Source organism: uncultured Flavobacterium sp. (assembly GCF_951805225.1).
Lineage (GTDB): Bacteria > Bacteroidota > Bacteroidia > Flavobacteriales > Flavobacteriaceae > Flavobacterium.
Genome location: NZ_OX638201.1, coordinates 3,452,381 through 3,478,386 on the forward strand (window position 1 = coordinate 3,452,381; position 26,006 = coordinate 3,478,386).

Genomic DNA, 26,006 nt, shown 5'->3' on the forward strand with positions numbered 1-26,006 from the left:
ATCACTTATTATATTTCTATTGTTCCTTTAAAAACAAATTTTGCTGGTCCGGTCAAGAAAACATTAGTAAAATGATCTCCAATTTTATCAAAAGAAACTACAAGTTTTCCGCCTTCAACATTTAAATTAATTGAAGTTTTATCGGTTTCTCCAATCGCATTCATTGCAATTGCAACTGCTGTTGCGCCAGTTCCGCAAGCTAGAGTTTCGTCTTCTACGCCTCTTTCGTAAGTACGAAGCGAAAAAGTACTGTCGTCAACTTTCTTTACAAAATTAACATTGCTTCCTTTTTCTCCATATAATTCACCATAACGAATTGCAGCGCCATTGTCTTTTACATTATAATGTTCTAAATCTTCAACAATCTGAACATGATGTGGAGAACCTGTATTTAAAAATGTGTATGAATCTTCCTTTTGAACTTCATCAACATCGATCATCTGTAACGAAATTATAGCATCGTCTCCTACAGATGCATGATGCAAACCATCTGTTGCAATAAAGGTTGTTTTGTTCTCGATAACTCCCAATTGATTAGCGAAAGCTACAAGACATCGACCACCGTTTCCGCACATCGAACTTTGGTTTCCATCTGAATTATAATAGACCATTTTGAAGTCAGTTTCGGAGTCATTTTCTAACAAAATAAGTCCGTCAGCTCCAATACCAAAACGTCTGTCACACAGACGTTCAATTAATTTAATGTCTTCTTTTGGAAAGAAATTTGAACGGTTATCAATCATTACAAAATCGTTTCCGGTACCTTGATATTTATAAAATTCTATTTGCATTTTTTTCACATTAGTAACACAAAAGTACGAACAAATAATTAATGAAATGTTAATCAATGTTAAAGAGCGTTAAACCACTTTACAACAGCTTTTTTTTGATATATTTTTACTTAAAATAACCTAAACATAGATAGTAATTATGAAAAGATTTTCAACCTTATTTTTAGTTTCACTCCTAAGCGGTGCTACTACCCTTGGTGCTTACAAGTTATTATTTGAAAGTAACAATTCTTTTTTTGGAAGAGGAAATTCTGTTGTTACTCTTGCCCCCGATTCTTTTGGTAAAAATGTTGGTTTGGCTGCCGAAACCGTAGATTTTACAGCTGCCGCAGATAAGACAGTTCACACGGTTGTTCACGTAAAAAATGTTTCGCGAAGAACGGTTAGCAATCCTATGATGGAATTTTTCTATGGTTATGGAGGCGCGCAACAACAAGAGCAAGTTGGTACTGGATCAGGAGTCATCATTTCTGAAGACGGATATATTGTGACCAATAATCATGTAATTAAGGATGCAACAGAAATCGAAATTACATTAAACAATAAAAAATCATATCCTGCAAAACTTATTGGTACAGATTCTAAAATGGATATAGCGTTACTAAAAATTAATGCTGATGAAAAACTTCCTTATACTGCTTTTGCCAATTCTGATAATGTAAAAGTTGGCGAATGGGTTTTGGCGGTTGGTAATCCATATAATTTGACTTCGACAGTAACTGCGGGAATTGTTTCGGCGAAAGCCAGAAATTTAGATGCAAAAGGAATTCAGTCTTTTATTCAAACTGATGCTGCTGTAAACCCAGGAAATAGTGGTGGTGCTTTGGTAAACACAAGAGGTGAATTGATTGGTATTAATACTATGATTTCATCAATGACAGGTTCTTATGTTGGATATTCTTTTGCTGTTCCTTCTAACATTGCTCGAAAAATAATCGAGGATATTATGGAATTTGGTAATGTTCAAAGAGGAATTTTGGGTGTTGAAGGCGGCGAACTAAACAGTACTGCTTCAAAAGAATTAGGTATTGCAGAAACACAAGGTTTTTATATTAGTAAAGTTTCTAAAAATTCAGGTGCCGAAAAAGCGGGTCTTGCAAAAGGTGATATTATTGTAAAACTTGATGAACAAAATATTGCTACTTATGCTGATCTTTCGGGTTACATTAATACAAAACGTCCAAACGATGTTGTTAAAGTAACTTATATCAAAGACGGAAAAACGAAATCTGTTCCTGTAACATTAAGCAAAAATGAATTTTACAGTACGGAATTCAAAGGAATCGAATTAGAAAATATCGATGCTTCTGATAGAAAGAAATTCAGAATTGATTATGGCGTAAAAATCAAAAACATCAATAATGAAAATCTTATGCAATATCAAAACGAATTACAAGGCAATATTATTTTGAGTATTGACAATGTAAAAGCAACGAATATTGAAACCGTTTCTAAACTTTTAAGTAAAAAAGATGAAGGACAAAGTGTACGTCTTGAAATGATAAATAAAAACGGAGAAATTCTTAGAATTATCATTTAAAAATAGTCTTTGTTTTAAGTTAAGATTTTCAATTAATCTGAATCGAAATTTAAAAACTTTGGTTAAAAAAACTTCAAAATTAATAATTCAAAAAGCCATTCTGGAAAACAGGGTGGCTTTTTTATTTTCAAAAATAAATCACAAAATTGTTTACGAAATCGATTGAAATGGATACTTTTGCGCAAAATTAAAAAATATTTGTGTTTTTCTTTTTTCAATTTAATCAATTATGAGCAAAAAAACGTTGTACCAAAAAGAGGTATCATTACAAGTCGACCGAAGAAGAGCTGGTGTCGAATTAATCAAAATCATAAGCGATTTATGGTATGATAAATCCATAGAAATGGTTTTATTCAAAAATCAATTATTGGATAAAAATGTCAGCGATATTATTAATTTACATCAATACGCAGGCGAATTTGTAGGTAAACCAATTACTATTTTTGACTCGGTTGAAATTGCAAGAGTTGTTCTTTCGCTAGATCTTCCTCCTGCAAAATTAGACCTTGGAAAACTTACTTATGAATATCGTTTAGAAGATGAAAAATATCCGGATGCAAGATATTTTGTTTTGGATAAGCTAAAAAAAGCCAAATCATCTGAAGAAATTCAACCTAAAGATGTGGTTTTATATGGCTTTGGCAGAATTGGACGCATATTAGCAAGAGAGCTAATGTCTAAAACCGGAAAAGGAAATCAATTGCGTTTGAGAGCAATTGTTTTACGTGATAAAAATGATGCGTCTAGTTTAGAGAAACGAGCTTCTCTATTGCGATACGACTCTATTCACGGTGATTTTCAAGGATCTGTAATTGCTGACCCAAAAAATAATGCTTTGATCATTAACGGAACAACAGTTCATATCATTACAGCAAATTCTCCAGAAGAAATTGACTATACACAATACGGAATCAATGACGCTTTGGTTATTGATAATACTGGAGCTTTTACTACTGAAGAAGCTCTAAAAAGACATTTAACATCGCAAGGTGTTAGCAAGGTTTTATTGACTGCTCCCGGAAAAGGGATTCCTAATATTGTACATGGTGTAAATCATAACGAATATAATCCTGATGAAATTGATATTTTCTCAGCAGCTTCATGCACTACAAATGCTATTACACCGATTCTAAAAGCAATTGAAGATACTTTAGGTGTTGCCAAAGGACATTTAGAAACTATTCATGCTTATACAAATGACCAAAATTTGGTTGATAATATGCATAAAAAATATCGTCGTGGCAGAGCAGCGGCTTTAAATATGGTAATTACTGAAACTGGCGCCGGAAGCGCAGTTGCAAAGGCATTACCATCTTTAGAAGGAAAATTAACTTCGAATGCTATTCGCGTTCCGGTTCCAAATGGATCTTTAGTTGTCTTGAATTTAGAAGTTAAAAAAGCAACTTCAATTCCTGCAATTAACAAAATCATGAAAAAATATGCCCTTGAAGGCGAATTGGTAGAACAAATTAAATATTCACTGAATAATGAGTTAGTTTCCTCTGACATTGTTGGAACTTCTGCACCTTCAATTTATGATAGTAATGCTACAATTGTTTCTAAAGATGGAAAAAACATTGTGCTTTATATCTGGTATGATAACGAATATGGCTATAGTCATCAAGTAATTCGTTTAGCAAAGTATATTGCCAAAGTAAGACGTTATACTTACTATTAATATAAAACCAAAACCAACTATTCTTAAAACCATCAAGTTCTCTTGGTGGTTTTTTGTTTTTATTTAAATCGGTAAAACAGTCGTACTTTTAACTTCTGAAATAACAAAAACCGTATTTATAAGAGAGACTTCGGGCAAAATTGATAATTTCTTTTGATGAAAATGGTGGTAACTTTCCATGTCCGGAATTATAATCTTAAGCATGTAATCAAAATTTCCGGAAACATAATTGCACTCAACAACTTCTGGTAAATTCAAAATTGATTGATTAAATCCTTCCGAGGTATCGTAAGTCTGTTTTGTTAAGGTAACCTGACAATAAACAGTCAGATTATTACCTAATTTCTTCTTATTTAAAATCGAAACGTATTTCTCTATAACACCCTCTTTTTCAAGACGTTTTACACGATCATGAACAGGAGTTAACGATAGATTAATCTTGTTTGCGATGTCTTTTAAAGTGTAGTGCGCATTTTCCTGTAAAAGTCGTAAGATTTTTTTGTCTATTTCATCTAAAGCCATAACGAAAACGTTTTCTATGAGTAGTAAAATTTAGTCATTTTTTCTTTTTGAGGAAGTAAAACCGATCCTAAAAAGAATAATTTTCTGTAAAAGTATGAAATAAAATAATATTTTCTTATTTAATAAGCCAATATCAATAATATATTCTCTATCAGTAGATTTGTAAAACAATTTACAAAAAACTAAAAAAATATAACAAAATGATAATAGGTGTTCCAAAAGAAATTAAGAATAATGAGAATCGTGTAGCATTAACTCCAGCTGGTGTTTCTGAAATGAAAAAACATGGCCATACAGTTTATGTACAAGCAACTGCTGGTTTAGGAAGTGGATTTGCTGATGACGAATACGCAAATGCTGGTGCTGTAGTTCTTGAAACTATTGAAGAAGTATATGCTATTGCTGAGATGATTATTAAGGTAAAAGAGCCAATCGCTTCTGAATATCCATTAATCAAAAAAGATCAATTATTATTTACTTATTTTCACTTCGCTTCATCTGAGCCATTAACTCACGCAATGCTTGAGAAAGGTGCTGTATGTTTAGCATACGAAACTGTTGAAAAAACGGATCGTAGTTTACCATTATTAGTTCCAATGTCTGAAGTTGCTGGTCGTATGGCTATTCAACAAGGAGCAAAATATCTTGAAAAACCATTAAAAGGAAGAGGAATTCTTTTAGGAGGTGTTCCTGGTGTTCCACCAGCAAAAGTATTAGTACTAGGTGGAGGAATTGTAGGAACTCAAGCTGCAAAAATGGCTGCTGGTTTAGGTGCTCAAGTAACAATTATGGATTTAAGTTTGCCTCGTTTACGTCATTTAGATGATATCATGCCTGCAAACGTAAGTACAGAAATGTCTAATCACTACAATATCACAAAAGCAATTGCTACAGCTGATTTAATTGTTGGAGCAGTTTTGATTCCAGGAGCAAAAGCACCTCACTTAATCACTCGTGATATGCTTAAATTAATGCGTCCAGGAACTGTTGTTGTTGACGTAGCTGTTGATCAAGGTGGTTGTATTGAAACTTGTACTCCTACAACTCACGAAAATCCAACTTTTATTATTGATGATATCGTTCACTACTGTGTGGCTAATATGCCAGGTGCAGTACCTTATACATCTACATTAGCTTTAACAAATGCTACTTTACCATATGCAGTACAATTAGCTAATAAAGGATGGGAAAAAGCTTGTAATGAGAATGAAGAATTGAAAAAAGGATTAAATATTGCAAACGGAAAAATTCTTTACAAAGGAGTTGCTGAAGCTTGGAATCTTCCTTTTAACGAAGAATTAGTGTTAGCAAACGCATAGTGTTAACATTAAAATAAGTGCTTACTAAATAAACACTATTTAAAAGGCTTTTCTTAATTGAAAAGCCTTTTTTTAAAGCATAAAAAAGCCTGTCATATTTATGACAGGCTTTTATTTTATATGAAATAGAGAGAACTATTTTTTCTCACTTTTTTCGTTTTTTTCGTTTTTCTCATCCAAAACTTCTTGCAATACTTTTGCTTCGGTTCCATTAGGGAAAGTAACTTTAATTTTTTGAGCAATTGTTGGAGCGATCTCGGTAATAGCTTTCTTATCATATGATTCTCCCTTTTTAATATGCCAACCGTAGAAAATAGCCGGCACATGAGTATCATAACTATAAGGCGTTCCGTGAGATGTTCCTGTAGTTGAATATTCAATATCTCCAGGTTTATCGATAATTATCATATCACCATCCTGAGTTACATCGTATCCTTTTGCGACAAAATTTAAGTAATAATCATTTCCAGAATTTGCTAAAATTTCTTCCTCAGTATATACTCTTTTAACTTGAGGTTGTGTAATTAAAAACTCTTTAAAAGCTTGCTTAACTTTTACAAGCTCTAAACCTTTGTCCTTAATAATTTGTTTATTGAAAAAAATATTAAAATTTGAATAATTTAAAATCAAATCAACGCCAAATGTATTAACAGAGAAATCCTGCAAACTCTTTTTAACATCCTTTGATGGATAATTATCAACGTTATATTTGTGGTCTTTCAGATAAATTACATTTTCAGCACCAGCATGATCAGCTGTCAGGAATAGAAGATAATTCCCTTTACCAACTGTTGTATCTAAATAAGTCAAAAAGTCAGCAATAGTTTGATCCAATCTCAAATAAGTATCCTGAAGTTCCATAGAACGTGGTCCTAGTAAGTGCCCAACATAATCTGTCGAAGAGAAACTAACTGTTAAGAAATCAGTAATATTATCTTTACCTAACTCTTCTTTTTCAATAGCTTTTTTAGCAAATTCAGCTAATAAATCATTCCCAAAAGGAGTAGCTCTTAAAACACCAGCATCATTCTTCGCATACATACTTTTTAAATCATATGGAAAAACTGGAGCGGCACTTCCGTACAACTTTCCTTCATATGGATTGTTATCTGGTAAACTTTCGTTGTAAGTTGAAGCTGGTTTATACAAATCCCATCCTTTATTAATGTAAGCCATGTAATGCTTCTCATTATTAAACTCAGTAACCCATTCTGGTAATTTTTCTCCATAAAATGTACTAGAAATAAAAGAACCAGTTTTACTATACCAAAAAGCCCAATTCGCAAAATGACCTGCTGGCAAAATTGCTCCACGATCTTTAAGACTCATACCAATAACTTTTCCTTGAAAATTAGTAGCCATTCTTACTTCATCAGTAATAGTAGTACTTTGAAGATTTTTTGGAGACATTGCACCTTCTTCAACAGTTCCGTCTCCAACAGTTTTTACAGATGCATCATCAGTACAATACATTTCTTTACCAAGAGTTCTACTAAACCATTCATTACCTACAATTCCGTGAGTCGATGGAGTTGTACCTGTATAGATAGAAGCATGTCCGGGAGCAGTATAAGTTGGCATATAATTATAATGCATATTCTGAAAAGTATATCCATTATTCATCAATCTCTTAAATCCATTTGGAGAAAAATCATCCGAAAACCGATATAAATATTCCATTTTCATCTGATCAACTACAATACCTACAACCAACTTAGGGCGCTGTTGAGCACTTAAATTTGAGATAACAAACAATGTCAACAATACAATACTTTTTTTCATACTTAGATTATAATATTTACACAAAAATACTGATTCACATTTTAAAAGGCTAGCTCATGATAATTTAAAACACAAAATTGACTTTTATTTAACAAAAACTAGTTTTAAAAATTATTGCAATACTACTTATGGGGTTCCACTCCATGTCGGGCTGTGTGCTAAATCTTTTGTGATAGCGGTTTTTGTAGAAAACAAATAAATGTAGGTTATCACAAAAGGATATCGCTTCCATCCCTAAAAAAATCGAAGTATTCAGAAAGAAAAATCTCAAAAAGGTGTAATAACAAAAAAAACCCTATCCGAACTGGATAGGGTTTTTCAAAAGAAAGGCGACGACATACTCTCCCACATAACTGCAGTACCATCTGCGCAGGCGGGCTTAACTACTCTGTTCGGGATGGGAAGAGGTGAGCCCCGCCGCAATAACCACCTTAAGAAGTTATAATTGCTTTGGGCAATTTTTTTTTAATTAATAATTAGCTATGCTCCGTTCGGCTATTGCCTCGGGTGATAATTCACAATTCATAATTAAAATAATATCTTAACATACTGAGATAAAGAAAAGTACTTTTATTTACTATTTTAGAAAGTTTCTCCCCGCACCTTGCGGTGCGGGAAAAGGGTGTACATAAGCTTACGGATTATTAGTACTACTCGACTATGACATTACTGCCTTTACATCTATAGCCTATCAACGTGGTCATCTTCCACGATCCTTAAAAGAAATCTCATCTTGTGGTGGGTTTCGCGCTTATATGCTTTCAGCGCTTATCCCTTCCAAACGTAGCTACTCTGCGGTGCCCCTGGCGGGACAACAGATACACTAGAGGTTTGTCCAATTCGGTCCTCTCGTACTAGAATCAGATCCACTCAAATTTCTAACGCCCACAGTAGATAGAGACCGAACTGTCTCACGACGTTCTGAACCCAGCTCGCGTGCCACTTTAATGGGCGAACAGCCCAACCCTTGGGACCTTCTCCAGCCCCAGGATGTGACGAGCCGACATCGAGGTGCCAAACCCCCCCGTCGATATGAGCTCTTGGGGGAGATCAGCCTGTTATCCCCGGCGTACCTTTTATCCTTTGAGCGATGGCCCTTCCATGCGGAACCACCGGATCACTATGCTCTACTTTCGTACCTGATCGACCTGTATGTCTCTCAGTCAAGCTCCCTTATGCCATTGCACTCTACGCACGGTTACCAAGCGTACTGAGGGAACCTTTAGAAGCCTCCGTTACTCTTTTGGAGGCGACCACCCCAGTCAAACTACCCACCAAGCAATGTCCCCCGGTTTCCGGGGTTAGGCCTCAGATAAACAAAGGGTTGTATTTCAACAATGACTCCACAACGCCTGGCGACGCCACTTCACAGTCTCCAACCTATCCTACACATCATTTATCCAAGGTCAATACTAAGCTATAGTAAAGGTGCACAGGGTCTTTTCGTCCCACTGCGGGTAAACGGCATCTTCACCGTTACTACAATTTCACCGAGCTCATGGCTGAGACAGTGTCCAGATCGTTACACCATTCGTGCAGGTCGGAACTTACCCGACAAGGAATTTCGCTACCTTAGGACCGTTATAGTTACGGCCGCCGTTTACTGGGGCTTCAATTCAATGCTTCTCCGAAGATAACATCTCCTCTTAACCTTCCAGCACCGGGCAGGTGTCAGGCCCTATACTTCATCTTACGATTTTGCAGAGCCCTGTGTTTTTGATAAACAGTCGCCTGGACCTCTTCACTGCGGCCAGCTTGCGCTGGCGACCTTTCTCCCGAAGTTACAGGTCTATTTTGCCTAATTCCTTAGCCATGAATCTCTCGAGCACCTTAGGATTCTCTCCTCAACTACCTGTGTCGGTTTACGGTACTGGTACTAATTACCTGAAGTTTAGAGGTTTTTCTTGGAAGCCCTTAGGCGCACTATCTCTTTGTCCGAAGACTCCGAGTACTATCGTATTTCCCCAAAAGATGTGGATTTGCCTGCATCTCTTATAGGTAGGTACTTCAACGAACTATTCCGTCAGTTCGCGGCGCTTTCATCACTCCGTCACCCCATCACAGTAATTAGTAGTACGGGAATATTAACCCGTTAGCCATCGACTGTCCCTTTCGGGTTCGCCTTAGGACCAGACTAACCCACAGCTGATTAGCATAGCTGTGGAAACCTTAGTTTTTCGGTGTGCGGGTTTCTCGCCCGCATTATCGTTACTTATGCCTACATTTTCTTTTCTAACCAGTCCAGCATACCTTACGATACACCTTCAACCCTGTTAGAATGCTCCCCTACCACTTACAATTGCTTGTAAATCCATAGCTTCGGTAATACGCTTATGCCCGATTATTATCCATGCTCGTCCGCTCGACTAGTGAGCTGTTACGCACTCTTTAAATGAATGGCTGCTTCCAAGCCAACATCCTAGCTGTCTGGGCAGACAAACCTCGTTCTTTCAACTTAGCGTATATTTGGGGACCTTAGCTGATGGTCTGGGTTCTTTCCCTCTCGGACTTGGACCTTAGCACCCAAGCCCTCACTGTTATGAAACATTATATAGCATTCGGAGTTTGTCAGGAATTGGTAGGCGGTGAAGCCCCCGCATCCAATCAGTAGCTCTACCTCTATATAACTTTAAGCATAACGCTGCACCTAAATGCATTTCGGGGAGTACGAGCTATTTCCGAGTTTGATTGGCCTTTCACCCCTACCCACAGGTCATCCGAAGACTTTTCAACGTCAACCGGTTCGGTCCTCCACTGTGTGTTACCACAGCTTCAACCTGCCCATGGGTAGATCACACGGTTTCGCGTCTAACACTACTGACTAAAGCGCCCTATTCAGACTCGCTTTCGCTACGGATCCGTGGCTTAACCACTTAACCTTGCCAGCAACGTTAACTCGTAGGCTCATTATGCAAAAGGCACGCCGTCACCCCACGAAAGGGCTCCGACCGCTTGTAAGCGTATGGTTTCAGGATCTATTTCACTCCGTTATTCACGGTTCTTTTCACCTTTCCCTCACGGTACTGGTTCACTATCGGTCTCTCAGGAGTATTTAGCCTTAGCGGATGGTCCCGCCAAATTCAGACAGGGTTTCACGTGCCCCGCCCTACTCAGGATACCACTATCTATTATACTCGTTACCCATACGGGACTATCACCCTCTATGGTGTCACTTTCCAGTAACTTCCGGTTCCTTGTACATAAAATATCGTGGTCCTACAACCCCAACAATGCCGTAACATCATTGGTTTGGGCTAATCCGCGTTCGCTCGCCACTACTTACGGAATCACTTTTGTTTTCTTCTCCTCCGCCTACTTAGATGTTTCAGTTCAGCGGGTTTGCCCACCTATCGGTGTACTATGTCTTCAACATAGTGGGTTGCCCCATTCAGGTATCTACGGATCAATCGGTGTGTGCCCGTCCCCGTAGCTTTTCGCAGCTTATCACGCCTTTCATCGCCTCTGAGAGCCAAGGCATCCCCCATACGCCCTTATTTTGCTTATTGTACCAATCATAAAATCAATTATGACCGTTTTTTTTTGTCTTTTGTTACTTGTATTACTACTATAACAAAAAACGCTTTCTACTTTTTATTATTTTCTTATCTCAATATGTCAATGAACTTTTATTTACTATCTTCACAGTAAATCAGTGGAGAATAACGGAGTCGAACCGTTGACCTCCTGCGTGCAAGGCAGGCGCTCTAGCCAGCTGAGCTAATCCCCCATTTTTAAATGATGAGTTATAAATTATGAGTTATGAATGCTCATAAACGCTCAACTTCTAAAATTTCCTTTTTTTTAAGTATCTCAGTCTTTTTAACTTGTTTTTTATAACTTATAATTCATAATTTATAATTAACAATTTAAATAGTAGTCCCGGGCAGACTCGAACTGCCGACCCCTACATTATCAGTGTAGTACTCTAACCAGCTGAGCTACGAGACTCTGTTTTACTTAAAATTTATTATTTGAATTAACAGCAAGAGTAATTGAATCCTTAAATTCAGACTGCACCTTAATAGCATCTTTTTTCCTCAACGTGTTGATAAATCAACTAACATTTGAGGCTCTAGAAAGGAGGTGTTCCAGCCGCACCTTCCGGTACGGCTACCTTGTTACGACTTAGCCCTAGTTACCAGTTTTACCCTAGGCAGCTCCTTGCGGTCACCGACTTCAGGCACCCCCAGCTTCCATGGCTTGACGGGCGGTGTGTACAAGGCCCGGGAACGTATTCACCGGATCATGGCTGATATCCGATTACTAGCGATTCCAGCTTCACGGAGTCGAGTTGCAGACTCCGATCCGAACTGTGACCGGTTTTATAGATTCGCTCCTGGTCGCCCAGTGGCTGCTCTCTGTACCGGCCATTGTAGCACGTGTGTAGCCCAAGGCGTAAGGGCCGTGATGATTTGACGTCATCCCCACCTTCCTCACAGTTTGCACTGGCAGTCTTGTTAGAGTTCCCGACATGACTCGCTGGCAACTAACAACAGGGGTTGCGCTCGTTATAGGACTTAACCTGACACCTCACGGCACGAGCTGACGACAACCATGCAGCACCTTGTAATTTGTCTTGCGAAAGATCTGTTTCCAAATCGGTCAAACTACATTTAAGCCTTGGTAAGGTTCCTCGCGTATCATCGAATTAAACCACATGCTCCACCGCTTGTGCGGGCCCCCGTCAATTCCTTTGAGTTTCATTCTTGCGAACGTACTCCCCAGGTGGGATACTTATCACTTTCGCTTAGCCACTGAAATTGCTTCCAACAGCTAGTATCCATCGTTTACGGCGTGGACTACCAGGGTATCTAATCCTGTTCGCTACCCACGCTTTCGTCCATCAGCGTCAATCCATTAGTAGTAACCTGCCTTCGCAATTGGTATTCCATGTAATCTCTAAGCATTTCACCGCTACACTACATATTCTAGTTACTTCCTAATAATTCAAGTTTAACAGTATCAATGGCCGTTCCACCGTTGAGCGATGGGCTTTCACCACTGACTTATTAAACCGCCTACGGACCCTTTAAACCCAATGATTCCGGATAACGCTTGGATCCTCCGTATTACCGCGGCTGCTGGCACGGAGTTAGCCGATCCTTATTCTTACGATACCGTCAAGCTCCTTCACGAAGGAGTGTTTCTTCTCGTATAAAAGCAGTTTACAATCCATAGGACCGTCATCCTGCACGCGGCATGGCTGGATCAGGCTTGCGCCCATTGTCCAATATTCCTCACTGCTGCCTCCCGTAGGAGTCTGGTCCGTGTCTCAGTACCAGTGTGGGGGATCTCCCTCTCAGGACCCCTACCCATCGTAGCCTTGGTAAGCCGTTACCTTACCAACTAGCTAATGGGACGCATGCTCATCTTTTACCGTTGTGACTTTAATTATAAAATGATGCCATTTCATAATACTATGAGGTATTAATCCAAATTTCTCTGGGCTATCCCTCTGTAAAAGGTAGATTGCATACGCGTTACGCACCCGTGCGCCGGTCTCTAATTCCGAAGAACTATACCCCTCGACTTGCATGTGTTAAGCCTGCCGCTAGCGTTCATCCTGAGCCAGGATCAAACTCTTCATCGTATATTGTTTGCCTTAATTAATTAAAGCTAGTTATTATGCGACGCTATATCTAGTGGTTCTTTTCAAATCTTACGATTCTATTACTCTTATTCTTTTGTTTTAACATCTCTGTTAAAACGGCTGTCAATTCAATATGTCTACGAACGTGTTTCTTTCTTGTTTCGCTTGTCTCTCAAAGCGGGTGCAAAAGTAGAAAACTTATTTCTAACTGGCAAATGTTTTTTGAAGTTTTTTTTTAAGAAAATTTTCTTCTCTCTAACTTCTCAAACCTGCCAATCTTTCAATGAACTTTCCCTGTTTTGCGGGGTGCAAATGTAATATCCCTTTTCGAATCTCACAAGCTTTTTTAATCTTTTTTTGAAAATAAATTTTCAATTTCAATTCCTTTGCTTGTCAGTATTTCTGTGAACGTATATCGCTGTTGCGGGTGCAAAAGTACACTCTTTATTTACTTCTGCAAGCCTTTTTCTAAACTATTTTTGATATATTTTATAACTGGCTGGTTTCGCGTTTTTTACAAGCGGAAGTTTTTTTGAGGTTTTACCGTTTTCTTGTCTTTTTGCGGTTTTTCGGTGGTTTGCTGTTAAGATACTAAGGCGCGAAGGTTCTTTTTTCTGCGGTTTTACTCAGGTTTTATTAATCGCGCAAAGACGCTAAGGCACTAAGTTTTCTCTTTTGGAACGTATTTTTCTGTTTTATGCCTCAGCTTTTCTTTGAAATCCTCTGCCCTAGCCCCGATAGTAGTGGAAATCCTTTTGCTTTTTTCTTTAAAAAGCAAAAGATTGAAATGGATAGCGGGAAATAGCTCCAAATTCCAATAATGCTTCTTGCAAACCTTCGGTTCATTCAGAGGGATAAACTTACTCTTATATATTAGAGTATATCTTTCTCCTTAGTATATAGGTACCAAAAATAAACCCGACAGGTTTTAAAAACCTGTCGGGGCGTGGAACCATATTCTTCCTTATATATAGGAGCGTGATTTTCTACTTATGTATATATACTTGTCGCCAAAGCTTATTAAACTATATAATTACCTACTTATACAGTACGAATAAGTGCATCTGAAAATAATTATGAAATTTAGTCTTACATATTATAGTATAAACATGAATATATGTATTGTATGTATTTCTGTAATGCGTTATATTTGCATTCACAAAATTATAAACAATGATTAAGATTACTTTACCCGATGGGTCAATTAGAGAGTTTGCTTCGGGCGTAACTCCGATGGAGGTTGCTAAAAGCATTAGTGAAGGATTTGCAAGAAACGTGATTTCGGCATCTTTTAATGGTACAACAATAGAAACCGAAACTCCATTGACGACCGACGGTAGTCTTATTTTATATACTTGGAATGATGCGGAAGGCAAGAAAGCTTTTTGGCATTCAACTTCGCACGTAATGGCGCAAGCGCTTGAGGAATTGTATCCTGGAATTAAATTAACTCTTGGACCAGCAATCGCCAACGGTTTCTATTATGATGTTGATTTTGAAGATCAGAAGATTGTTGAAGCTGATTTTAAAAAGATCGAAGATCGTGTTCTTGAAATTTCAAGAGAAAAACATGAATTTAAAATGCGTCCGGTTAGTAAAGCTGACGCTTTGGCAATGTACAAAGACAACGTTTACAAGACTGAATTGATTTCGAATCTTGAAGACGGAACTATTACATTTTGTGATCACGCAACTTTTACTGATTTATGTAGAGGTGGTCATATTCCGAATACTGGAATTATCAAGGCTTTTAAAATCATGAGCGTTGCCGGTGCTTACTGGAGAGGTGATGAAAAAAATAAGCAATTAACTCGTGTTTACGGAACTTCTTTCCCTAAACAAAAAGATTTGACTGAATATCTTGAACTTCTTGAAGAAGCTAAACGTCGTGATCACCGTAAATTAGGTAAAGAACTTGAGTTGTTTGCTTTTTCTCAGAAAGTGGGTCAAGGTCTACCTTTATGGTTACCTAAAGGTGCTGCACTTAGAGATCGTTTGGAACAATTTTTAAAGAGAGCTCAAAAGAAAGCAGGGTACGAGCAAGTGGTTACTCCACATATTGGTCAAAAGGAACTTTATGTTACTTCTGGCCACTATGCAAAATATGGTGCTGATAGTTTCCAGCCGATACATACTCCTGCTGAAGGTGAAGAGTTCTTGTTGAAACCTATGAACTGCCCTCACCACTGTGAGATCTACAATGTAAGACCTTGGTCATATAAGGATTTACCTAAGCGTTATGCTGAATTTGGTACTGTATATAGATATGAGCAATCTGGTGAATTACACGGTTTGACTCGTGTTAGAGGGTTTACTCAAGATGACGCGCATATTTTTTGTACTCCGGAGCAATTAGATGAGGAATTTAAAAAAGTAATTGACCTTGTACTATATGTATTTGGCTCGTTAGGTTTTGAAAACTTTACTGCTCAAATTTCATTGAGAGATAAAGAGAACAGAGATAAATACATTGGTACTGATGAAAACTGGGAGAAAGCTGAAAATGCAATTATCAATGCTGCAGCTGACAAAGGACTGAATACTGTTGTTGAATATGGCGAAGCTGCTTTTTATGGCCCGAAGCTTGACTTTATGGTTAAGGATGCTTTAGGAAGACAATGGCAATTGGGAACTATTCAGGTGGATTACAACCTTCCTGAGCGTTTCGAATTGACTTATAAAGGTGCTGATAATGAATCACATCGCCCTGTTATGATTCACAGAGCTCCATTTGGATCTATGGAACGTTTTATCGCAATTCTACTAGAACACACTGCGGGAAATTTCCCACTTTGGCTAATGCCAGAACAAGCTATAATCTTGTCTTTGAGCGAGAAATACGAAATATATGCTAAAAAAGTTTTAGATTTGCTAGAAAATCACGAAATTCGCGCCCTAATTGACAACCGAAACGAAACTATTGGTAAGAAAATTAGAGATGCAGAAATGCAGAAAATACCGTTTATGCTTATTGTAGGTGAGGAAGAGGAGAAAAACGGGACTATTTCTATCCGTCGTCACGGGCAAGAAGGAAAAGGGAATATTACAGTTACAATTGATGAATTTGTCGCTATTGTAAACGAAGAAATAAAAAAGACATTAAAAGTTTTTACAGTTTAACTTAAATTATAAAGTCATAGCAATAAGAAGCAACAGAGGTTACCAACCTCGAGTAGAAAAAAAAGATGCACACAGAATAAACAATAATATTCGTGGTGTACAAGAAGTAAGATTAGTAGGCGAAAACATCGAACCAGGTGTATTTAAGCTTGCAGAAGCTTTACGTTTAGCAGATCAATTTGAATTGGATTTAGTTGAAATCTCGCCAAACGCTGAACCGCCGGTTTGTAAAATCATGGATTACAAGAAATTTGTTTACGAACAAAAGAAACGTGATAAGGTTTTAAAAGCTAAGTCTACGCAAGTTGTAGTAAAAGAAATTAGATTTGGTCCTCAGACTGATGAGCATGATTATGAATTTAAAAGGAAAAATGCTGAAAAATTCCTGAAAGAGGGTGCTAAATTAAAAGCGTTCGTTTTCTTTAAAGGTCGTTCTATCATCTATAAGGATCAAGGACAGATTTTATTACTACGTTTGGCAACAGATTTAGAAGAACATGGTAAAGTAGAAGCTATGCCAGTTTTGGAAGGTAAGAGAATGATTATGTTCATTGCTCCAAAGAAAAAGAAATAAGTCTTAAAGTTACAAGTCTTAAAGTCGAAAGTTACAAACTAACTTTTGACTTTTGATTTTTAAACTTTCAGACCAAAATATAAGTAAGTAAGAATAAATTAAAACACTAGGAAAAATGCCTAAAATGAAAACAAAATCTAGCGCCAAGAAACGTTTCAAAGTTACTGGTTCTGGAAAGATTAAAAGAAAGCATGCTTTTAAAAGTCACATCTTGACTAAAAAATCTAAAAAACGTAAATTAGCTTTGACACACTCAGCGCTAGTTCACTCTACAGATATGAAAAGCATCAAACAACAATTAAGAATTATCTAATAATTCTTTAGGTTAAAAAATTATTTATATAACCTTGGAGTATGGCCATTAAGTTCCTTTGATTTAATTCAGGACGCCTGCTACAAAAACACATTAAAATTATGCCAAGATCGGTAAATTCAGTTGCTAAAAGAGCAAGAAGAAAAAAAATAATGAAGCAAGCCAAAGGTTTCTTTGGTAGACGTAAAAACGTTTGGACAGTTGCTAAGAATGCAGTAGAGAAAGCAATGTGCTACGCTTACCGCGATAGAAAACAAAACAAAAGAAATTTCCGTGCTTTATGGATTCAACGTATCAACGCTGGAGCTAGATTAGAAGGAATGTCTTATTCTCAATTCATGGGGAAAGTAAAAGCTAATGGAATCGAATTGAACCGTAAAGTTCTTGCAGATTTAGCTATGAACCACCCTGAAGCTTTCAAAGCAATACTTAATAAAGTAAAATAAACGTTTTATAAACTCAATTTAGATTACTTACTTATCATAGAAAAGCCATTCGTTACGACGAATGGCTTTTTGCTTTTAGATCTATTCCTAAAACAGATATTTTTAGAAATTGAATTTAAAAAGTACATTTGTGTAAACGATTGTCTTCATGTTTACAGCTCTCTTTCAACATATAGAAAAATTCATAACATTAGAACCTTCAGAAATTGATACTCTGGAATCTTGCTTAAGTTTATCTTGTATCAAAAAGAAAGATCACGTACTGAAAGAAGGTCAGATTTGTGATACAATGTATTTTATTGCAAAAGGATGTATGCGCCAATATATCATTAATTCCAGAGGAAGTGAGCAAACACTTCAGTTTGGAATTGAAAACTGGTGGATTACAGATTATTTAAGCTATCATAATCATGTTCCTTCGCATTTTTATATTCAGGCTGTTGAGAATACCGAAGTTATCGCAATAGAAAAATCTGTTCTTGAATCTTTATTAGTTGAGATTCCGAAACTGGAACGTTATTTTAGAATTGTATCTCAAAAATCATTTGGAGCTGCACAAATGCGAATTAAGTTTTTGTTCACTATGTCGGCAGAAGAAAGATACCATCACTTTAATGATCTTAATCCGGAGTTTGTACAACGCGTTCCACAATACATGCTTGCCTCCTATCTAGATTTCTCTGCTGAATTTATGAGTAAAATTAGAGCTGGAAAGATATAAATTCATTTCTTGAAGTACTTCAAGTTTTTTAATGTAGAGATGCCAGACCTTTGTATCAAACTTTAAAAAATAATCAAAATGAAATCAAGAATCGTTATCCCAACAGTTGCTCCAGAAGCTTATCAAGCATTAATGAATTTAGAAAAATACATTTCTACTACTTCATTGACTCCTGTTCATAAAGAACTAATTAAAATTCGTGCGTCACAAATAAACGGTTGTGCTTACTGTATTAATATGCATACAATAGATGGCAGAAAACACGGAATCACGGAGCAAAAAATATACTTATTAAATGCATGGCGCGAAGCTGATGTTTATACTGAAGAAGAAAAAGCAATTTTAGCTTTAACAGAACAAGTGACTTTGATTACGAATCACGTTTCTGACGAAGTGTATCAAAATGCCGCAAATCTATTTGATGATAAATATCTTGCTGAAATTATCTTATTGATTATAACTATTAATTCATGGAATAGATTAGCAATAGCAACAGGAATGAGAGCTGCATAAACAATATAAGTAACATCCGTAAATCTACAAGAAAAACCCTCATAATGAAGGTTTTTCTTGTAGATACTACTAAACGAGTGCAAGAAACTAAAGAATTAGATAAAGTCACAAAATACCGTATTTATACCCTTTTTTAAGAACTAAAAATAGTTATTTTTGACGCATGATACCACAAAGATTGCGCACACCTTTATATATAATTTTTACTTTTCTATTTTTTTTATCTTGCCAAGAACAGAATTCTAAAATTACTCAACACAAAAACACAAAAGCTGAAGTTCAAAAAACAATTGCTATTGCCGATGGGCTATTTAATAACAATAAGTTAGATAGTGCTTTTTACTACTATAATAAGGCAAAATTCATTTGTAATCCAATAAGCAATGCTGACCATTATGTAGCTTCATTAAACCGTATGGCTGAAATTCAGCAAATTCATGCGGATTATGCAGGAAGCGAATCTACTATTACTGAAGTTCTTCCGTATTTGAAATATGCAAAAAAGACTCCTCAGATATGGAATTCTTATGTTATTCAAAGCATCAACTACTTGAATACATATGACTACAACAACGCAATATTATACAATCAAAAAGCTTTAGATCTAAAAACGGAGGAATCGCTCAAACTTGCTGCTAAAAATAATATAGCTGTTATATTAATGGAAGAAGGTAAATATAATGACGCTCTTTCAATTTTCTTGTCTTTAATATCCAATAAAGATGTAATTAATGATACCGTATTTCAAGGAAGAGCCTTAGATAATATTGGTTTTTGCTACTTCAAAACGGGTGATTCCGTAAAAGCTCTTGACTTTCTCAACAAAAGTCTACAGTTAAGAAAAAAGACAAATAACCCTTTTGACTTAGGAAAAAGTTATATGCATTTTGCAAAATTCTACGAAAAAAGCAATCCCACGTTGGCAAAGAAATATATGCTTCTTAGTTATGAAAAATTTAATTCTATAAATAATACTGACGAAAGACTGTCTTCATTAAAACTAATAATCACAAATAGTTCTGATAGAGAACTAAAGAAGTACTCGACAATCTATGTTAATCTTGTGGATAGCGTCTTTGAAATAAGGCAAAAAGCAAAAAACCAATTTGCTAAAATCAAATACGATTCCAAAAAAGAAAAAAACGAAAACTTAAAACTTAATACACATAAAGTAGAAAATGAATTACAATTAGAAAGACAAAAAAACAAAAATATTATCTCGTACATAATTATTATCTTAAGTCTAAGTCTAATTTTAGTACTCTATTTCTATTTAACTTCCAGAGGGAATCGTGAAAAAATTGAAGCAACGTACAAAAGTGAAACACGTATTGCAAAAAAATTACATGATGAACTCGCTAACGATATTTACCACACTATGGCTTTTGCGGAAAGTAAAAACCTTTCATTAGCAGAAAACAAAGAACAATTATTAAATAATCTGGATATTATATATTTAAGAACGAGAGATATTTCTAAGGAAAGTAGTCCAATTATAACTTCGGAAAAATATATACTCTATCTAAAAGAAATGATTTCCGGTTTTAATACTCCTCACATTAATTTAGTTTTAAATGGTCTCGAAAGTATTCCATGGAATGAAATTGAAAAAAATAAAAGAGTAACGATCTATAGAGTGTTACAGGAATTACTAGTAAACATGAAAAAATACAGTAATGCCAATTTGGTTGGTATTACTTTTAAAAAGACTTATAATAATGTTGTAATAACTTATACCGATAACGGAAAAGGTATCGATCTAAATAGAATAACATTTAAAAACGGACTTCATAACGTTGAAAACAGGATTCTGGCAATTAAAGGAATAATCGATATTGATTCCGCGCCAGATAAGGGATTTAAAGTTTTTATTAAATTCCCTATTTAATCATGAAAAAGCAATTAGGTTTCATTCCCAATAAAACAATCTTAAAATATCTTTTAATAATACAATTTCTATTATTAGGAGGTTCTTTGCTATTATATCAATCCTATAAAAATGAAACTCCTGTAAAACCAATAAAAAAAGATAATACTGCCGAAATAAAAAGACTGTCAGATATTGCAGATGTATATTTTGATACTAATAAAAAAGACAGTGCAATTTATGTTTTCACTAAAGCTAAAAAACTTTGTGATCCTAATAAAAATACTATCGACTATGTCTATGCTTTGTCTTGTATTGCTGAACTTCAATTACAGCAAGGAAATTATAATGCCAGTGAAGCAAATGCTACAGAAGCATTACCTTATTTAAAACATATCAAAAATCCCAGATACTCATGGATAGTATATAATTTATTAGGTATTAACTACACAGATAATTATGACAACGCCAATGCAATTATATATTTCAAAAAAGCTATAGACCTGAAAACTAGCGCATGGAGAAAATACATCGCTTTAAATAATTTAGCTGCTGTTTATATGAATCAAAAGAAATATAAAGAGGCAATGGATATTTTTAATATTCTGGCTTCACAAAAAAATATTTCAAAATATGACGCTATTAACCATAATAATTATTCTTTCGTAATAAATAATTTAGGCTTTTGTTACTATAAACTGGGAAATTCAAAAAAAGCACTAAATTGTTATTATGAAGCATTAAAGATCAGATTAAAACCAGAAACTCAGGAAGGATTGGTGACAACGTATAAATATCTTTCAATATATTTTGAAAAAACTAATCCAAATTTATCCACAGAATATGCCCGAAAAGCTTATAATCATGCGTTAAAATTAAACAATCCTACAGATAAAATTGAAGCTTTAGGATTACTCATCAAACGCAGCGAAGGAAATGAGTTAAAACAACATTCATTATCTTATTTAAAACTTGTTGATAGTGTTAGTCTTGCAAAACAAACTGCAAAAAATCAGTTTACAAATATCAAGTATACTTCTAAAAAAGACAAAGAAGAAAATCTAAAACTTAAAGCTCAGAAGGCTGAGAATAAACTTCAATTAGAAAGACAAAAAAAGCGAATTATCATTTCGTATATTATAATTGTATTTATTCTTGGACTTGTTACCTTTCTTTATTTTCATCTAAAAGAAAAAGTAAAAAAAGAAAAGGACGACGCAATCTTTAAAAGTGAACTGAGAATATCTAAAAAATTACATGATGAACTCGCCAATGATGTTTATCAAACGATGGCTTTTGCCGAAAACAGAGATTTGAAGCTAAGTGAAAACAAAGAACATCTCTTAAATAATTTAGAGAATATATACCTAAGAGCAAGAAACATATCGAAAGAGAACAGTAAAATAACAACAAATGAAGATTATGCCGCAGCATTAAAAGAAATGATTGGTGGTTTTAAAACACCTAAAATTAACATTTTACTAAATGGCTTTGATTCAATTTTATGGAGTAAAGTTGATAAAAATAAAAAAATCGTCTTATACCGGGTTTTACAAGAACTGTTTCTAAATATGAAGAAGCATAGCGAGGCGACTTTAGTGAGTATTACATTCAAAATAATAGAAAAAAACATAATCGTCACCTACAATGATAATGGGGTTGGAACCAACAAAAGTGGATTAATTTTAAAAAATGGACTACAAAATGTGGAAAACCGTATTAAAACTATAAATGGAACTATTATTTTTGACCCAGATTATGAAAAAGGCTTTAAGTTAAGTTTCACTTTACCCATTTAAACAAAATATAATATGTTCAAAAAAGTTTTAGTTGCCGAAGATTTAGATAGTATAAGTATAGCTGTTATACAAGTACTTGAAGACCTTAAAATCCCAACAATTCATCATGTGAAGTATTGTGACGATGGCTTATTAAAAGTAAAAAAAGCATTATTAGACAACGAACCATACGATTTACTTATAAGCGATTTGTCTTTTAAAACAGATCACAGAAAGACGACTCTTACTAATGGCGAAGATTTAATAAAAGCTGTAAACAGTGTTCAGCCCAAATTAAAAAAAATAATTTTCTCTATTGAAGATAAATCTTATCGAATAAAAACACTTTTTAATGATTTGGGGATTAATGCTTATGTGTCGAAAGGAAGAAATAGCATTGAAGAATTAAGAAATGCAATTGAAGGAACTTTTAGAAATGAAGAAAAAATACTTTCTTCTGATTTATCTTTTAGTTTTAACGATAAAGCTCTTATCGAAATTGAATCATATGACATTTCAATCTTACAACTTTTAGCACAAGGATATATTTTAGAGCATATCTCAAATGAATTTAAAGCTTCCTGTATTACTCCAAATGGAACAAGTAGTATTGAAAAAAGGATCAATAAACTAAAGATATATTTCAAAGCCAATAACAATGTTCATTTAATTGCTATTGCTAAAGACTTTGGTTTAGTTTAAATTTTCTTACTATTTACGGATTCACGTAAGGAAATGCTTTTTTATAGCTATAGATTTGTATTGAATCTATATAACTAACCAAATGAAACCACGATATAGAATTAATTTGGTATCTAGAATTAATACCACTAAAAATAAAATTATTATGAAAACTATGATTCTTTGTCTTTTACTATCAATGAGTTTTGCTTTCATTTCAGAAAAAACAGGATGGATCGAAGTAGATTGGAAGATTATATTTATTCCGGCCCTTCTTGTTTTACAGATTATAATTATCAGCACTGCCTTAAAGAACAGGTATAAAAAAGAATAAGACTATTTTCGATCTTTCTTTGTTCAATCTAAAAAAACTGAACAATTAGAATAAAAGAAACTATTGCCAAATTTTGAAATGCTTATATTTGATTCTTTAAAATTCTGCATGAAAAATACTCTTAGCTTTATTCTTTTATTTTTTTACTTCTTCTCTTTTTCACAAACTAAAATTCTTTCCTGGAATTTAGAAAATTTTGGTAAATCAAAATCTGAATCTGAATTAAATTTTATAGCCAATACTATAAACAACTATGATATTGTTGCAATTCAAGAAGTTGTTGCCGGTTATGGCGGCGCTCAGGCAGTTGCAAAACTTGTAGAAGCTCTAAACGAAAAAGGTGCTAAATGGGATTATCGCATTAGCGATCCAACTAGCAGCAGCAGTTACAAAAGAGAGCGTTATGCTTTTATCTGGAAAACTTCCAAAATAAAACTAAAAGGAAGTACGTGGCTAGAAAAAAAATATCACGTAGAAATTGATCGGGAACCTTATTTTGCGACTTTCGAAATTAATAAAAAATCAATAACACTGGTCAGTTTTCATGCTATTACAAAAAGTAAACAACCTGAAACAGAAATTAAATATTTTAAATTTTTACCCGCAGAATATCCAGATTTAAATTTAGTTTTTCTTGGAGATTTTAATTGTCCCCAATCTCATACTGTTTTTAATCCTTTAAAAAATATGGGATATAATTCTGCTTTACAAAATCAAAAGACCACTTTAAAACAAAAATGTTCTGCTGATAATTGTTTAGCTTCTGAATTTGATAATATATTCTACAAGTCTTTTTCTACAAAATATATTGATTCAGGTATAATTTCATTTCATAAAAAATTCATTTCCTTAAAAGAAGCCCGAAAAATATCGGATCATATTCCTATATGGTTTGAATTTTCTTTAAATTAATTATGTTTTTAGCTTTTTCTTTCTTGCAGCCGGAAACAAAACATTGTTAAGAATTAATCTGTAACCTGGAGAATTTGGATGTAAATCTAAAACTGTTGGCGGATCTCCAACCTGATGTTGAAAATCTTCGGGATCATGACCTCCAAAAAAAGTAAACATTCCTTTTCCTTTTTCGCCATGAATATATCTAGACTCACCATTTAGTTCGCAAGTTCCCATAACCAAAACATTAGATTTTATTAATGAAGAATCAAATGACGTTGTTTGTCCCATAAAACCTTTAACTAATTGGGTATGGTTCTGACATAACATACTTGGGATTGGATCCCATTTTGCCGAAAATTCCATTAGACTAAAATAATCTTTTTCGACAGGAATTCTTCTTTTTGTTGTCATATCAATATCAGAGAACTCATAAACTTCTGGTCTTCTTTCTAAAACAAAATCTTTGAAAGCAAACGAATTTGAATAATTTAACTTTGATTGGTAATTTGAATCACTTGCATCACCATCAAACATAGCTTCACAAATATCAACTCCGTCAGCGGCCAAGGCAATATCAAAACTATCTGTTGCAGAACACATGGCAAACATAAAACCGCCGCCTATTACAAAATCTCTAATTTTTTTTGCGACAGCACCTTTTTCTTGTGAGACTTTAGCATAACCTAATTTTGCTGCCAGAGCTTCGGCATCCTTTTTTTGATCGATATACCAAGGGGTATTTTTGTAAGCTGCATAAAATTTTCCGTATTGTCCTGTAAAATCTTCATGGTGCAAATGCAGCCAATCATAAAGTAATAATTGATCGCTTAAAACTTCTTCGTCGTAAATTGGTGTAAAAGGAATTTCAGCATATGTCAAAACTAATGTTACAGCATCATCCCAAGGTTGTTTTCCTTTGGGAGTATAAACTGCAATTTTAGGTGCTTTTTCGAGTATAACAGATTCCATATTTTGCGATGGACTTGATATTTCTTCTAAAATTGAAGCTTCTTCACTATCTGAAAGTATCTCAAAACTAACGCCTCGAATCTGACATTCTTTTCTAATTTCAGCAACATCAGGCAGTAGAAATGATCCTCCTCTATAATTGAGCAACCAACTTGCTTTATAATCTTTACTTAAACACCAATAGGTAATTCCGTATGCTTTTAAGTGATTCTGCTGAGTTGTCTCGTCCATTGGCAGTAAAATAAATGAAGCTTTTGCCGTCAATGATAATAGAAATATGAAAATATAAACTAAACTCTTATTCATTAGAAAATTATTTTAGTAAAGATATAAAGGAAGCGCCAAAAAACACAACAGAACTCTAGTTTTATAGCAAGTTCAAACGTTAAATACAAAATCAAAATAAATAACGGTCTGATTAAGTTGCAAAAACAGGTAAAAACACGTGAACTAGTGAAACTATTTCTTACTAAATTTGCTCTCCTGAATCATCAAACTAATCAATGAAAAAAAACCAAAACCATGGAGTTTAATGATCGTAACAACCAACCAAAGGGATTAAATGCAATGC

At 34.9% G+C, this 26,006-nt stretch carries 17 protein-coding genes, 2 tRNA genes and 3 rRNA genes; 13 read left to right on the forward strand and 9 right to left on the reverse strand.

Annotated features, from left to right (window positions below):
• Positions 1-8 precede the first annotated feature (8 nt).
• Complete coding sequence (gene dapF / locus WN975_RS13990; RefSeq protein ID WP_337967077.1) at positions 9-791, reverse strand: diaminopimelate epimerase; 783 nt, start codon at positions 789-791, stop codon at positions 9-11.
• A 139-nt stretch (positions 792-930) separates the two neighbouring features.
• On the opposite strand from dapF, the gene WN975_RS13995 reads away from it, so the two are divergent.
• Entirely contained in the window at positions 931-2,331 is a 1,401-nt protein-coding gene (locus WN975_RS13995; RefSeq protein ID WP_337967078.1) for a trypsin-like peptidase domain-containing protein, read from the forward strand.
• A gap of 229 nt (positions 2,332-2,560) precedes the next feature.
• Positions 2,561-4,009: a glyceraldehyde-3-phosphate dehydrogenase gene (locus tag WN975_RS14000; protein ID WP_337967079.1), complete on the forward strand. Its 1,449-nt coding sequence runs from the start codon at positions 2,561-2,563 to the stop codon at positions 4,007-4,009.
• Positions 4,010-4,072: 63 nt separating this feature from the next.
• Here the strand turns inward: WN975_RS14000 and WN975_RS14005 are convergent, their stop codons facing one another.
• Positions 4,073-4,531 carry an Lrp/AsnC family transcriptional regulator gene (locus tag WN975_RS14005; protein ID WP_041516998.1) on the reverse strand — a complete coding sequence of 153 codons (459 nt, stop codon included), beginning with the start codon at positions 4,529-4,531 and terminating at the stop codon, positions 4,073-4,075.
• Positions 4,532-4,731: 200 nt separating this feature from the next.
• On the opposite strand from WN975_RS14005, the gene ald reads away from it, so the two are divergent.
• On the forward strand, positions 4,732-5,850 hold the full coding sequence (gene ald / locus WN975_RS14010; protein WP_337967080.1) for an alanine dehydrogenase: 1,119 nt from the start codon (positions 4,732-4,734) through the stop codon (positions 5,848-5,850).
• Between the two features lie 135 nt (positions 5,851-5,985).
• On the opposite strand, the gene pafA is transcribed toward ald, so the two are convergent.
• The 6 genes from pafA to WN975_RS14040 form a co-directional block, all read right to left on the reverse strand.
• Positions 5,986-7,632 (reverse strand): alkaline phosphatase family protein, encoded by a 1,647-nt coding sequence (pafA, locus tag WN975_RS14015; RefSeq protein WP_337967081.1) that lies wholly within the window; start codon positions 7,630-7,632, stop codon positions 5,986-5,988.
• A 324-nt stretch (positions 7,633-7,956) separates the two neighbouring features.
• Positions 7,957-8,066: ribosomal RNA gene (gene rrf / locus WN975_RS14020) — 5S ribosomal RNA — on the reverse strand.
• Between the two features lie 190 nt (positions 8,067-8,256).
• Positions 8,257-11,138: ribosomal RNA gene (locus tag WN975_RS14025) — 23S ribosomal RNA — on the reverse strand.
• A gap of 147 nt (positions 11,139-11,285) precedes the next feature.
• Positions 11,286-11,359: transfer RNA gene (locus WN975_RS14030), tRNA-Ala, on the reverse strand.
• Between the two features lie 147 nt (positions 11,360-11,506).
• Positions 11,507-11,580 (reverse strand) — tRNA-Ile (locus tag WN975_RS14035).
• 128 nt (positions 11,581-11,708) lie between these two features.
• Positions 11,709-13,222, reverse strand: a 16S ribosomal RNA gene (locus WN975_RS14040).
• Together the 16S, 23S and 5S rRNA genes with 2 tRNA genes alongside form the textbook arrangement of a ribosomal RNA operon.
• Before the next feature lie 1,173 nt (positions 13,223-14,395).
• On the opposite strand from WN975_RS14040, the gene thrS reads away from it, so the two are divergent.
• From thrS to WN975_RS14090, 10 genes are all read left to right on the forward strand, one after another.
• A complete protein-coding gene (gene thrS / locus WN975_RS14045; protein ID WP_337967082.1) occupies positions 14,396-16,342 on the forward strand; it encodes a threonine--tRNA ligase in 1,947 nt (648 codons plus the stop codon).
• 22 nt (positions 16,343-16,364) lie between these two features.
• Entirely contained in the window at positions 16,365-16,916 is a 552-nt protein-coding gene (gene infC, locus WN975_RS14050) for a translation initiation factor IF-3 (protein WP_072974136.1), read from the forward strand.
• Positions 16,917-17,031: 115 nt separating this feature from the next.
• Positions 17,032-17,229, forward strand: coding sequence for a 50S ribosomal protein L35 (rpmI, locus tag WN975_RS14055; RefSeq protein WP_007810722.1), 198 nt, complete (start codon positions 17,032-17,034; stop codon positions 17,227-17,229).
• 101 nt (positions 17,230-17,330) lie between these two features.
• The gene (gene rplT / locus WN975_RS14060; RefSeq protein WP_007810721.1) at positions 17,331-17,675 is read left to right on the forward strand and encodes a 50S ribosomal protein L20; all 345 of its coding nucleotides are present in this window, start codon (positions 17,331-17,333) and stop codon (positions 17,673-17,675) included.
• Positions 17,676-17,823: 148 nt separating this feature from the next.
• On the forward strand, positions 17,824-18,396 hold the full coding sequence (locus tag WN975_RS14065; protein ID WP_337967083.1) for a Crp/Fnr family transcriptional regulator: 573 nt from the start codon (positions 17,824-17,826) through the stop codon (positions 18,394-18,396).
• 78 nt (positions 18,397-18,474) lie between these two features.
• The gene (locus tag WN975_RS14070; RefSeq protein WP_337967084.1) at positions 18,475-18,909 is read left to right on the forward strand and encodes a carboxymuconolactone decarboxylase family protein; all 435 of its coding nucleotides are present in this window, start codon (positions 18,475-18,477) and stop codon (positions 18,907-18,909) included.
• Positions 18,910-19,072: 163 nt separating this feature from the next.
• The gene (locus WN975_RS14075) at positions 19,073-20,797 is read left to right on the forward strand and encodes a tetratricopeptide repeat protein (protein WP_337967085.1); all 1,725 of its coding nucleotides are present in this window, start codon (positions 19,073-19,075) and stop codon (positions 20,795-20,797) included.
• A gap of 2 nt (positions 20,798-20,799) precedes the next feature.
• Positions 20,800-22,575, forward strand: a complete 1,776-nt coding sequence (locus WN975_RS14080; RefSeq protein ID WP_337967086.1) for a tetratricopeptide repeat protein — start codon at positions 20,800-20,802, stop codon at positions 22,573-22,575.
• 12 nt (positions 22,576-22,587) lie between these two features.
• Complete coding sequence (locus tag WN975_RS14085; RefSeq protein ID WP_337967087.1) at positions 22,588-23,256, forward strand: response regulator; 669 nt, start codon at positions 22,588-22,590, stop codon at positions 23,254-23,256.
• Between the two features lie 421 nt (positions 23,257-23,677).
• Positions 23,678-24,481 carry an endonuclease/exonuclease/phosphatase family protein gene (locus WN975_RS14090; RefSeq protein WP_337967088.1) on the forward strand — a complete coding sequence of 268 codons (804 nt, stop codon included), beginning with the start codon at positions 23,678-23,680 and terminating at the stop codon, positions 24,479-24,481.
• Here WN975_RS14090 and WN975_RS14095 read toward each other — a convergent pair whose 3' ends face one another.
• Positions 24,482-25,741: an asparagine synthetase B gene (locus WN975_RS14095; RefSeq protein WP_337967089.1), complete on the reverse strand. Its 1,260-nt coding sequence runs from the start codon at positions 25,739-25,741 to the stop codon at positions 24,482-24,484. It lies immediately after the preceding gene.
• Positions 25,742-26,006 lie beyond the last annotated feature (265 nt).